The 12,663-nt window shown below is 42.8% G+C and carries 7 protein-coding genes; 2 read left to right on the forward strand and 5 right to left on the reverse strand.

Translation table 11 applies throughout. From position 1 onward, the window contains the following. Window positions 1-238 precede the first annotated feature (238 nt). Genes B2Z67_RS08435 through B2Z67_RS08450 form a run of 4 tightly spaced genes read right to left on the reverse strand, consistent with a single transcriptional unit; the run spans window position 239 to window position 9,908 of the window. Window positions 239-2,686 (reverse strand): ABC transporter permease, encoded by a 2,448-nt coding sequence (locus tag B2Z67_RS08435; RefSeq protein ID WP_291529382.1) that lies wholly within the window; start codon window positions 2,684-2,686, stop codon window positions 239-241. Window positions 2,687-2,698: 12 nt separating this feature from the next. After that, window positions 2,699-5,098 carry an ABC transporter permease gene (locus tag B2Z67_RS08440; RefSeq protein WP_291529383.1) on the reverse strand — a complete coding sequence of 800 codons (2,400 nt, stop codon included), beginning with the start codon at window positions 5,096-5,098 and terminating at the stop codon, window positions 2,699-2,701. A gap of 29 nt (window positions 5,099-5,127) precedes the next feature. Then, on the reverse strand, window positions 5,128-7,485 hold the full coding sequence (locus B2Z67_RS08445) for an ABC transporter permease (RefSeq protein WP_291529384.1): 2,358 nt from the start codon (window positions 7,483-7,485) through the stop codon (window positions 5,128-5,130). A 14-nt stretch (window positions 7,486-7,499) separates the two neighbouring features. Then, window positions 7,500-9,908: an ABC transporter permease gene (locus B2Z67_RS08450; protein ID WP_291529385.1), complete on the reverse strand. Its 2,409-nt coding sequence runs from the start codon at window positions 9,906-9,908 to the stop codon at window positions 7,500-7,502. A gap of 448 nt (window positions 9,909-10,356) precedes the next feature. Here B2Z67_RS08450 and B2Z67_RS08455 point away from each other — a divergent pair, with 448 nt between their 5' ends. After that, window positions 10,357-10,926 carry a YdeI/OmpD-associated family protein gene (locus B2Z67_RS08455; protein ID WP_291529386.1) on the forward strand — a complete coding sequence of 190 codons (570 nt, stop codon included), beginning with the start codon at window positions 10,357-10,359 and terminating at the stop codon, window positions 10,924-10,926. 510 nt (window positions 10,927-11,436) lie between these two features. Here B2Z67_RS08455 and B2Z67_RS08460 read toward each other — a convergent pair. Continuing rightward, window positions 11,437-12,246 (reverse strand): alpha/beta fold hydrolase, encoded by an 810-nt coding sequence (locus B2Z67_RS08460; protein ID WP_291529387.1) that lies wholly within the window; start codon window positions 12,244-12,246, stop codon window positions 11,437-11,439. Window positions 12,247-12,459: 213 nt separating this feature from the next. Between B2Z67_RS08460 and B2Z67_RS08465 the strand changes: the two genes are divergently transcribed. Next, on the forward strand, window positions 12,460-12,663 hold a 204-nt coding region (locus B2Z67_RS08465), incomplete at its 3' end, for an AAA family ATPase (protein WP_291529388.1).

Genomic DNA, 12,663 nt, shown 5'->3' on the forward strand with positions numbered 1-12,663 from the left:
GAATAATCAATAGTGATGGGGCTTTTACGGCAAACTCTAATAATAAGATTCAAATCTTGTGCCAAAGTTATAACTGATTGTTTATTAAATAAATACCGGTTTTAACAATATAAATTCAGTGTGCTATACTGCACAAAAATAGTGCATATTCGCACAAGTAGTACATTATGTAGCTATGAATGTGAGGATTACTATACATGACTAATGCATTGCATCTCTACAAAATGAAACGCTTCCGTTACTCACTCCGTATCACCCACGCCGGGTTGGCAGATGCAGCTTTTCGCGTTTGCCAAATGAGAGTGAGCAGAGATACTCCGGCGGTAATCACGAGGGCAACGGCGAATATCCACCACGAGAGCGCCGTGCGGAAAGCAAATCCCTCCAGGTAACGGTGTATGGCAAACCATGCAACCGGCGCAGCAATCACAAACGCAATCCCCAACAGATACATATACCGTTTCAGCAGGACAGCCAACACTTCAGCGGTGGTGGCGCCGTTGACTTTGCGGATGGCGATTTCTTTCTGCCGCAGTTGGACGTCGAAGAGCGAGAGACTGAACAGACCGAGCACCGAAATACCGATAGCGATTGCCGTAAAGAGCGAATAGATAGTGGCTACTTTGCGATCCTCATCATAGATTTTCGCAACATCATCCTCGATAAACGAGTAGGTAAACTCCCCTCCTATCAGCTCCTGATGCAGCGCCTGCATAAACTCGATGGCCTCCTGCTTGCTGCGTCCGGGAGCGATTTTAGCCATGATGGGATTCTCGAAAAAGTTCTGCCCATAAACAACGGCCATAGGAGGTACCTTATGTCCTAAGTGAGCGGTATGGAAGTCTTTTACCACCCCTACGATGTCCCATGCCGGATTAGTCTTCATCTCTTCCTGCATATCCCTGTCGCCGACGTGCCACAACCGCCGTTCCGGTTGTATTTTATCGGCGTTGATGTCCGTAATGCCCATATAGGGTAATGCCGATTCAGTCAGTAACAGGTGATAGGTGCGGAAGTTGTCCTGTTCGGCGTTGAACATACGTCCCTGTGTCAGTTCAATGCCGAAGAGTTTCATCCAGTTCTCATCTGCGAGCACGACGGAAAGCGGTTTCAGCTCGCTGTCACCCTCATCAAGCCGGAAGTTTATAGTTATCTCGCTCCCAACCGGATTCCATCCTGACGAAACTCCCGTGAAGAGCGGTGAGGAGGCAATCCGGTCAAAGATCATTTCACCTTTTGCTTCGGCCTCTTCCTGGTCATCGTAAGTACCGTAGTTTCTTATGAACGGGACGCGAATGATGTTTTCAGTCGTGTAACCCGGATCGGCGTTCAACATAAAACGCAACTGTTTGAGGAAGAGCAACGAGACGGCAATCATCCCGATGGTCAGCACATACTGGAAGACGAGGAACACCTGCCGGGCAGCCCCGCGCCCACCCGTCTTGCCGACGCTTTGCAGCGACTTGATTGGGGCGGCGTAGTTGTAGTGCACAAAGGGAAAAGCGGTGGTCACTACCGGCAGTCCCGCCAACAGCCCGAGGGCGAGCAAGAAGTCGAACCGGCGGAAAGGTATCTGCTCAATGCCCAGCAGGTTGCGTATGGCGGGATTGAGTACCTCTGTCAGCGCAAGGGCGATAACTAAGGCCAGACCAATCATCAGGATGTTTTCAATAAACAGTTGCAGAAACACTTGCCGCCCCGGTGCACCGAACACCTTCTTCATTCCGAATTCACGCCCCCGCCGCAGCACGACCGCCGTGTAGATATTGATAAAGTTGAATATTCCCACTAAGCCTATCAGCAGTCCCACCAGGCTCAGTACAATGATTGAGGAGCGTACGCCCTGCTTATAAGGCCAATGATTTGGGATTGTGGTATCCAAATAGACCTTTTTCAGCGGGAATAACTGGAAGCGAACGGATGCTCCCAAATATGTTCGGCTCACGAAGTAATTGCTGTACCGTTCGTTCAGCGCCCGGTAATCCTGATTGGGGTGGAGCAGCACAAGCGTATTATCGGGGGCAGCCCAATTCCTGGTGTGCGAATAGGGAATGATGGCCTCGAATTCCATCGAGCTTTTTGTCCGCGTGGAGCCGATAATGCCGGTGACAGTCAGCGACTTGTTTGTCATCGGTAAGGTTAACTGCCGGCCCAAAGGGTCTCTATCGCCGAAAACCTTGCGGGCGAACTCTTCGGTAATCAGCAGGTTGTCCGGAGCCGATACATCACCGCTCCCGTTGATAACCGGATAGTCGAGGATTTGCAGGAAACTGGTGTCAACCGCTGCCATACGGATTATATACTGGTTCTCGCCCTGTAGCAACTCTACATTGTCGAGCAAGATGAAATTACTCCACCGTTCGATGGCTGGGTCTGGGCGCAGGTCAATAAAGTCTTTGTCCCTGTGGTAGTTCTTGATGCCATGCATTTCTATTCTGCTGGCATTGGTGGCAAATTCCACAGTCGTGACATAGATTCTGTCAAGACGTGAGTTGAAGTGGTCGATTGTCATCTCGCTGTGTACATAGCGTACAATTACAATCACACAGGCCAGGCTTAGCGCCAGCCCAAACACGTTGACCGCACTGTATAGTTTGAAATGTATCAGCGAACGTATCGCTAAATGGAGATTCTTCATGTGTACTGTTGTTTTAGGAGTGATATTTTCAGGTAATATCTGACTCATTGTTTTTACTTCTTATTCGTTCTTAATCACTTTCGCCGGATTAGTCCTCGCTATCCTCAGAATGCGGAAAAGTATTGTGATAGCTGTAACAAAAGTAACAACCAGGAAAATGCAGAGCCAGAACAAGAAACCGCAATCAAAGAATACTGTGTACATCCGTTTCCATAGCATCAATACAGCATATACAAGCGGAAATGCTATGACGGCACTACATAACAACAAGATGATATAAAGCCGGGCGAACAGCAAAATGATTTGTGGAACATTCGCCCCATTCACTTTGCGGATGGCAACCTCTTTCTGACGGCGTTCCGTATCAAGCGTGATGCTGGAGTACACACCAAGCAAGGTAATGATGATGCTGACTATGGCAAAGAACAGAATAATATCTTTCAGATTGTACTCAATGGCCTGTACTACATGAATATCATCCAAGAGCGTTCGGATTTGGCAAGTTATGTTCTCGGGGAGCATCTCACGACAGACTTTCTCTATCCATTGAACTACCTCTTTTTGCTGTCCGGGATGGCTCTTGATATAGCAATGGCCTATATAACCGGAAGAATCATAAGGTATAAAAGCATATCCACTACTACGATTATATACATCTGCCTGGAAAGGAGCGGATATTCCACATATTGTGTAATCAGTGTTCTGGCTATATAAGTTCATGCCGATTACATCTTTTTTCTGTATTTCCTGCCAAGCTCTGTCCACTATAATCTCTTTTTCTGTTTGTGGGATACTTCCTTGCTCTATGGGAATATTCATGAAAGAGAAAAAATTGGATGGAACAGCCATGAGACTAATATCAATCCAGGAGTTTTCATTTCCTTTCTCTGTCGTCAATCCATTTCCTGACATTCCATACATATAACCGATATCCGACAATAAGATTTCTTTCACTCCGGAATGTTGTTTGAAGCGTTCTATCATGGTCAGTTTCTCTTTATTCTTCATGAACGAATAATCCAATGGAATACTTAAGGTTTCCATCTTTTCTTTCCGGCTTAATGTGTGGAATAAGGTATCGGTGGTTTTTTCTGATTGCAGGTATAAGGCAACTGTCAACGATACGAATATCCAACAAATAAAGAATTGGGTGCCCAGCATAAAGTTGCGTCCCCATGCTTTTCCTCTGCGTTTATTGCTTCCATGAATGCCTGTTTGTATTGAAATCCCGTTGATACGGACAGAAACAAACAAGCAAATGATGGCACAGAGTATGATGAGAAAAACGATGTATTGCAAGGCATGTACCAAAAGAATTTTAGCAGTAAAGGACATTGCCATGCCCGGCAAAGAGAAATCTATATGGTCTCCAAGTAATTCTATTCCACAAAGTACTAATAGAGATGATATGGAAACTACAATCAATGATTGCGTAAGTAGCAGGCTGAATAGTTGTTTCCGGTTACAACCTACCATCTTCATGATGCTGTGCTCTTTGGTACGATTAAAGAAAGAACCTATGAGAAAATGAAAGAAGTTAATCAATCCTACCAGCAATATCAATGTGCCTATGGTTCCGGTGACTAATGCCAAATAGGAAACTCCTTGTTTTTTTAGTAGAGTTGCTCCCATACGGCTGGCGGTGATGGTATATGTTTTATTATACAAAGTATAAGTATAGCCTCTTTGGGAAATATGTTTTTCTAATGCAGCACAGGTGGTTTGCGGTGATAACAGAACATAGGTATTTGCTCCTGTCATGTTGTGGCGTTTAGGGCTTTGCAATAGGCCCTCGCTGTCATTTAGAGTCAGTACGTCTATACTTTGCATAAAATCAATGCTGTTGTTGAGAGGTATATCCTCCATTACAGCCTGAATGGTGTATACGATGCCTCCTGTATTCGGGGTACTTGCAGGGGACGTAGTGAGTCTTCTCATCAGAGTCATGTGCTTGCCAATGGCACTTTCTGCATTACCGAATATTTTGACAGCAAGGGATTGGCTCAGAATAACGGAATTAAGAGATTGGCTTGCCATCTTCCAATGTCCTGCCACCATTTTCGGGGTGAATACTTTATTGTAGCAAGTATCTGTTTCAATCGTTCTGAGTTCATAAGGCAATGTCTTATCCGGAGAGACTTCCACATAGAAAGAACGTTCACGCGAATAGGTTATGCATGATATGGCCTCTACCTCTCCCATAGACCAGGTGCGAAGTTCTTCAGATAAGGGTACAGGAGTACCGGAAAAATAGTTGTCTGTATTACTGTCGTAGAGGTTTAGTTCGGCTATGCGACCATAATTGGCGAAACAATGATTGGTGTTATCTACAAAACGGCTGCAATACATACAGACGCAGAAGCATAACAGCCCCACTGACAGCCCGATAATGGATATGATGTTCTGTGTCTTGTATTTACACAGGTTCCTAATTGCTATTTTCAGATAATGTAGTATCATGGTTTTTACTTCTTATTTGTTTTTACTTCTTATTCGCTCTTAATCGTTTCTACGGGATTCGTCCTTGCTGCCAGATAACTATGCAAACATACAGTTAATATAGTAATGAACGCCACTATCAGAAATGGAAGTATAAAAGTCCAGGCAGACCATTTGGCACAATGGGCAAATTGTTCTCTCCAGTGCTGCATAAGCCGGAAAACAACCGGAATAGCGATGATATACGCTAAGCCTATCTGCCAGAAAAACGATTTATTTATCTGCCACATGATTTGCAAGGTGGTGGCACCGTGTATCTTACGGATACCGATTTCACGGATACGCTGGCGCGTGGCATACCAAGATATACCAAACAAACCGAAGCAGGTCAGTATTAATCCAATGAGTGAGTAGCTGATAAGCACCTTGGACAGTATGAGTACTTTATTATTATATTTTATGAATGTCTGATGCATATCTGTATAAGTAAATGCCTGACCTGGATTCATATTTTCCCATATCTGCTGTATTGCTTTCAAGGTCTCGGACTTATTCTTTGCTCTTAGTCTGATTTGCAGGAATTGAGCCTTTCTCAACTCTTCCGTAGGAGGAAAATGAATAATGATGGGACATACGGCATTTTCCAGGGAACTGATAGGGAAATCTTCTATTATTCCACCGATGATATAGGTGGAGTCTGCCGATGCATCAAACTCTCGTAAAGGATGTCCGATAGGTGAAACTCCGGCAGACAGCATAGTCCTGACATAACTTTCGTTCACTACGACGGGATAGGCATAATGTTGTTGGAGGATTTCCGGTGCTTCACCTTGTAATAAGTGAATCCCTATAGTCTCCAGAAAGTTTTTATCGGAATATAGTTCCAGTAAATAAGAGCGTTCTTCTCTCCCATCGGCCTGTTTAAGTTCGATATTGCGTATCATTGAATGCAATACGGAGGTTGAAGAAAGAGTGATGCTCTCTATACCTTTCACATTCTGCTGCAACTCACGCATGAGTGGTGTTGCGGGAGGACCGTCATAGCTTCCTGTTTCTATCCGGTCTTCATAGCAATAGGCGCGTTCTTTAATAAGTTGCATTTGTCCGTTGGCTACCAGAGTTGCAAACAACAGACCGATAGAAATAACAAACTGCAGAATGACCAGGAAGTACACAAGCATACGCTTCTTTTTGCCCGTATATGCTGCTTTGTATTCGTTAAGTGACATACGTGATAACTTATGGCTGATGTAAATGCCCGGAACTATAGCAATAACAAGTACGAATAACAACAGCAACGGAAGCATCTGCATGCTAAAGAAAAAGCGAAAATTAAGATGCGCACCCACTAACTGATTAAAGAACGATAAACTGTCGCTGATTATCAGCAACGAGAGTAGGAATGAAAATATAACCGTAAGAAATGCATCGCCGAACAATTGAAGACGGATGTCTTTCAGTGTACTTCCCATGAGTTTCTCCACGTGTATCATTTTCAGTTGCTGCAAAGTACGGCTCAGTGTGAGGTTACTGTAATTGAAGCAGGCAATAATAAGTATCAGCAAAGCAGCAACAAGACTGATATAAAGGAATTGTGCATTACCTTGTTGTACATACCTCAATATTTGCTGAGTATTACTGTCGGGAGTGACAAAATACAAGTCCTTCAGTGGGTCGATGTAGTATTGTGTTTCTCCGGAAAGTAAAGTAGGAACTTTGTCCTTGTTTATTTTTCCTGCCAATGTTTGCGGATGGCTCCCGGCAGAGAGTTTCAGTAATGTGAAGCCACCCCAGAAGTTGGCATCAATACCCGTCAACAAGTCAAAGTGTAGAAAAGATTGCGGACGGTCTTTTACTACTGCTCTGATTTCGTAAGTTTTATTATTACCCATCCTGCCAATGTCCAAGTGTTTACCTACCGGATTGCCAGTTCCGAATATTCTTTTTGCAAACTTTTCACTGATAGCCAATTGATCGGAATGTTTTAATACATCCTTTAAGTTTCCGACATTTACCTTATAATCAAAGAATTTGACCAGAGAGGTATCTACACAGATGAAAGTAATATCAGTGAACAGGGCATCTTCCAGTTTACAGTATTCTGCTCCCATTTCATTTATACGCAGAAAATCCTCTATTTCCGCATAATTATCTCTCAGCATGACAGGTATATTTTCAACTGCATAGGCTACTTTCTTGTTCTCCTGCATCGGGTCGTCCTGACGCAGACAAAAAATGCGTTCTTTATTCAGGTTGGAACTTTCGATATTGTACTCATGTATAAAGAAGGTAAACAATAGGTTGGTACATGCCAAACCAACAGTCAGGCTGAATAAAGAGATGAGGAAAAATATTTTGTTTCTCCACCATCCACGGATTATAAACTTGAATATAATGAAATAGCTCATAGCATTTATTTGTTTTATTCGCTCTTTATCACTTCTGCCGGATTTTGTCGTGCAGCCTTATTCACCTGCCATAACAAAGTAGCCAACGAAATGCCTGCCACAATCAGTATGGCAATCATATATATGAATATACTAACAGGTGCTTTAACTACGAAATTCTTTGTATAGATGTATATCAGATAGTAAGATAATGGTACGGTAAGCAGTGCTGCCCCTCCTATCACCCATATATATTTGCGGAATAAGATTGAATATAAGTTCCGCAATTGTGCTCCGTTTACTTTTCGTATAGCAATCTCGCGGTATCGTTGGCGGATATCGAAGAGGGAAAGGCCAAACAGCCCCAAAGCCGAAACAAAGATGGAGATGGCAGAGAAAAGCGTGAAGACAGTTGATACGCGGCGGTCTTCGCGATATAGAGCCTGCACATCTTCTTCCAACCAGTGATAATCAAATTCTTCGGTATTGAAAATCTCTTGTCTGACCTTTTTCAGATAAGAGATAAGTTCTTTCTCTTTACCGGTTTTACAGGCTATCTGGTATTGTGAACCACCACCACTGGGAGACACCATGAATACAAGAGGCTTCTTACCGGCAGTAAGATGTCCGGTGTAGTAGTCTTCTACAACTGCTTCTACAGGCATCAAAGATGTTCCGCCTTCTACTATTTCCCCATTCATACCCATAGAAATCCAAAGAGCTTGTTCTCCCCTGACAAATGCTTCATCACGTTTCGTATAGCCGAAGGCTTTCATGGCAGCTTCGTTCATGACTACCAGATATTTACTGTATCCTTCAACTTTATCGGGCAATGCATTGTCTTTCATCTGTAACTCATAAAATTTGAAAAAGTCGAGAGGTACCCACATCAGCATCATATTTTGTTTCACGTCTTTATCATTTATAAGAGCGAATGTACCTGCGCTTCCTGCTCCTAAAATGCCAGATTGTGACGGTTCTCCACGGAACCACTGCTCAATGAAGGGGCATTCTTCCAGCTTTTGCTCAATGATCTGAACATCTTGCCTGTACTTCTCTTTTTGTTCATTACTCTCTGAATACCAAGTTTTGGAGAGAGGTACCAAGTTGGCGTATAATATACCCTTTGTACGGAATCCCGGAGGAGTATCTTGCAAAAAGTGGAGGTGACTGCTGAAATACAATGATAATATAATGAGCAATAAAGTGATACTATACTGAATAAACAGGAAGACTGTGCGGGTTGCAACAGATTGGCGTGTTCCTCCGATGGAGCGTATGGATATGATAGGGGGCAGATAATTGTATTTGATAAAGGGATAGATTGTGGTGATTAATGGTAAAAGTATCCAAATACCTAATGACAACTGCCAGTCAAAAGCTGTATAGGAAATGTCACTTTCAAGCAACCGGTTAGCATACCCGGAGAATATCTCGATGAAAAACCATGTCAGCAGCAAGGCGATGGATATCATTAATGCATTCTCTGTCCATAGTTGCATGAAGAGAGTGCGTCCCTGTACCCCGAAGACTTTCTTCACACCATATTCTTTAGAACGTCTTAGCATGAAGACCATATAGATATTGACAAAATTCAATATGCCTGCCAATAATAACAACAGGCATACCCCCGTCAGTATCAGGATGTGGGAACGGTTGCTGTAATGCCATATTTCAGGATCATCGCCGGAAGCCGCCAATTCTTTGTTCCAATAAAGTTGGTTGACAGATACAAAGTTATACCGTATTCTAAACCCCTGTGATGTTTGGCGGTAGACGTTACTGGAAGCATTAATGACATCCACATCGACTCCGGGCATAAAGCGTAATAGTTCAACATACATTCTACTCCATTCTCTTCTTGTTTTAAGGTCCAGATTTACCACAACATCAAATGCCAGTGAAGATTTGCATGTCGGTTCATCCAATATGCCGCAAATAGTGAGATGTTTGCCTCCGGAATATTCCATAGTTTTCCCTATCGGGTCTTTTTCTCCAAATACACGTTTAGCGAATTGCCGGGTGACAAGAGCTTCTTCCGGTGCTGCCATACGTTTGCCCTTTAGCGGATAGTTAAAGAAGTGGAAGAAAGCTGTATCAGTTGCTAATATCTGGACTGTATATGGCTTTTCACCAATCGTCACATTATCATTGCAGAACGTAATGAAGTTACTTCTTTCTTTGACCGCCTCAGGCTGAAAATAAACAGTGTCCGCTCCGCTATCTACCCCTACACTGCCCGGAAATACGTTACCATCTATGTCGCGAAGTGGAATATAAACATTTTCAGCATCCGTGCAATGTGTGTTTACCCGGAGTTCCCGGTGAATGTAACGGACTAATATGATAGTACATGCCAGACTAAGTGCCAACCCGATTACGTTAATAACCGTATATGATTTAGAGCGTATCAGGAAACGCCAGGCGTATTTAAGTGTTTTCATGTTTTTATTCTATTTTCTTTTTGTAACTCTATGTTCTGTTATTCATACTTCATTATTTCAGCCGGGTTTATATTGGCCGCTTTGCGTACTTGCTACAACAGCATACCCAACGAAATAGCCATAACTACCACTAAACCTATTATGAATAATTGATAGTGATGGGGCTTTTACGGCAAACTCTAATAATAAGTTTCAAATCTCGTGCCAAAGTTATAACTCATTGTTTAACAGATAGATAATGTTTCAGGCTATGCGAAACCGGTGTGCTATAGTGCACAAAAATAGTGCATATTCGCACAAGTAGTACACTGCGCAGCTATGAATGTGAAGTCTGTGATGCAGAGAGACAGTGTCTTACCCTGTTATCTAATCTTTAACATTTTAAGATATAATTGAGATTGCTGTTTGAATATTCAGTACTTTTGCAGAGAAGAAACAACTTTTTGTTATGACAACGGAAAATAGAATCATGTATTTTGAAAGTCGGGCAGACTGGCGGAAGTGGCTGACTGACAACTTTGATACTGCCAATGAAGTTTGGTTTGTATTTCCTCATAAGTCGTCGGGTAAGAAAAGCATTTTGTACAATGATGCAGTTGAAGAAGCCCTTTGTTTCGACTGGATTGACAGTACAATAAAGCAACTCGACAGCGAACATAGAATTCAGCGCTTCACTCCCAGAAATCCTAAAAGCACTTACTCACAGTCCAACAAAGAGAGGCTTAAATGGCTGTTGGACAATGAAATGATACACCCAAAGTTTGAGGATAAGATACGAAATGTTTTATCCGAACCTTTTGTTTTCCCCAATGATATAATGGAGAAATTGAAAGAAGATAATGCGGTATGGAACAACTATCTACGCTTTTCCGACTCATACAAGCGCATCCGGATTGCATACATTGAAGCAGCAAGGATACGTCTTGAAGAATTTGAAAAGCGGTTGAACCACTTCATTAGCAAAACGAAGGAGAATAAAAAGATAACAGGATTTGGCGGAATTGAGAAATACTATTGATGGGAATCAGTAGTTAAGAAGTTAAGGCGGAGATATAATTTCTCAAGCCTGCGTTTCTGCATATTCCGGGCAAGAATAGCTAACAATTCTTCAGGGCTTTCTATGTCGAAATTATAAAGCAATGGCATATCATTGTATTTGATTAGTTCGATAATCGCTATATTCAGATATTATTGTATCTGAATGCAAAGGTAGTGTTTTTGCTTCTGAAATCAAAATAATGTGAAGCAGGAGTTAAGCACCGGAACTTATTTATGTAGCGATGCCGGGTTACTCCACATCTTGTAAGCTATTTTAAAGATTACCTGCTTCGCCCCAAACTGGCTCAGAACCCACTTTACCCCCATCCAGAACATGTTTTGAGAGGGGGTAGTCTAAGTATACGANNAATAGGGTTCAGTCGTATACTGAATGCCATTCAGTCGTATACTGAACCCTATTCACTATACGACTGATTTATAATGGGTATAACAGGTATTATATTTATATTCTTTTTTTACTATAAAATGCTTACATCGTGATAAAACTCATCACGACACTGTTAAACTCCTCCGGATTATCCATATTGGCGCAATGCCCCGCGCTTCTGATGATGTGAAACTCACTGCCGGGTTCATCCTTGTGCCATTGCGCAGCCATTTTCAGTGCAAGTTCACTGTCTTTTTCTCCGGACAGAATAAGCAAAGGCCAACCTCGCTCCACACTCCGGTTGGCAATCAGAGAGCCTAATCCCGACATGACGGTGAACGATTTTCGCGTAAAGTGTTTTGCACTCTCGTAGCAACGCATCTGTTCGCTTTCGTTTATTGCAGAAACGCGCGCCGTGTATCTACGGAACGCATCCATCGAAAAGAGCATCTTAAAGAACCACTTAAACATCTCCCGTCCCTGAGCTTTCGCCACTTGCGGTTGCTCTTTGTTGATGTTGTATCCGCCCAACGCTGTGAGCGACAGAACCTTGCCGGGGTATTTAAGCGCGAAATCCTGTGCAAGCAACGAACCTAAAGAAACACCCACAAGATGCGTTTGCTTGCGGTTTTCCGTTTTCAGTATCTCTGCGACGTAAGCGGCGGTTGCTCTCATTTTATCTTTCGCGTTCCCTACTCCCGTTAACCCGTGTCCCAACATATCGACGGTTATCACTCGATAGTTGCATGAAAAACAGTCGATTTGGTGGTCAAAACAATGGTGGTCGCCGAATGCCGGATGCAGAAAGACAATTGTCTCTCCCTGCGGGTTGCCGCTGATAAAGTAATGTGCCGTGTTCCCGTTATGCTCAATGGTTTTGTGTTCAATCCTGCTTTTGATTTGAGTATTCATTGTTCCACTGTTTATTAAGTTTGTTGATTTCGCTATCTTTAGGTTCATTGATATTGCTGTATTTAATTCCTTTGCCATTGCTGTTAAATACGCTGCCAAAGATACGAAATATAAGTCTGTGTTCAAACCACCATTAAAATCTCATTTAAAAGAGAAACATGTGAAGAATATTTCTTATTTTTGCGCTATAGAACTGAAAAACAGACATATTGTATGACTGACATCACCATTCCTTATGCCATAGCAGATTTCGCCGAACTGCGTCAGCGTGGTTTTTACTACGTGGATAAGACCCGGTATATCCTCGAACTGGAACGCTATAAAGCACCCGTATTCCTGCGTCCGCGCCGTTTCGGGAAAAGCCTGCTGGTTTCCACTCTGGCTTATTATTACGATACTCAAGTTTCGGAAGTAGAT

The sequence above is a fragment of the Bacteroides sp. UBA939 genome (genome assembly GCF_002293435.1).
In the GTDB taxonomy this organism is placed as follows: domain Bacteria; phylum Bacteroidota; class Bacteroidia; order Bacteroidales; family Bacteroidaceae; genus Bacteroides.

Excerpts from the sequence above, each read along its gene's own strand:
- B2Z67_RS08455 (WP_291529386.1), top strand. The coding sequence starts at position 10,357 with ATGACAACGGAAAATAGAATCATGTATTTTGAAAGTCGGGCAGACTGG.
- B2Z67_RS08435 (WP_291529382.1), bottom strand. The coding sequence starts at position 2,686 with ATGAGTCAGATATTACCTGAAAATATCACTCCTAAAACAACAGTACAC.
- B2Z67_RS08460 (WP_291529387.1), bottom strand. The coding sequence starts at position 12,246 with ATGAATACTCAAATCAAAAGCAGGATTGAACACAAAACCATTGAGCAT.
- B2Z67_RS08450 (WP_291529385.1), bottom strand. The coding sequence starts at position 9,908 with ATGAAAACACTTAAATACGCCTGGCGTTTCCTGATACGCTCTAAATCA.
- B2Z67_RS08445 (WP_291529384.1), bottom strand. The coding sequence starts at position 7,485 with ATGAGCTATTTCATTATATTCAAGTTTATAATCCGTGGATGGTGGAGA.
- B2Z67_RS08440 (WP_291529383.1), bottom strand. The coding sequence starts at position 5,098 with ATGATACTACATTATCTGAAAATAGCAATTAGGAACCTGTGTAAATAC.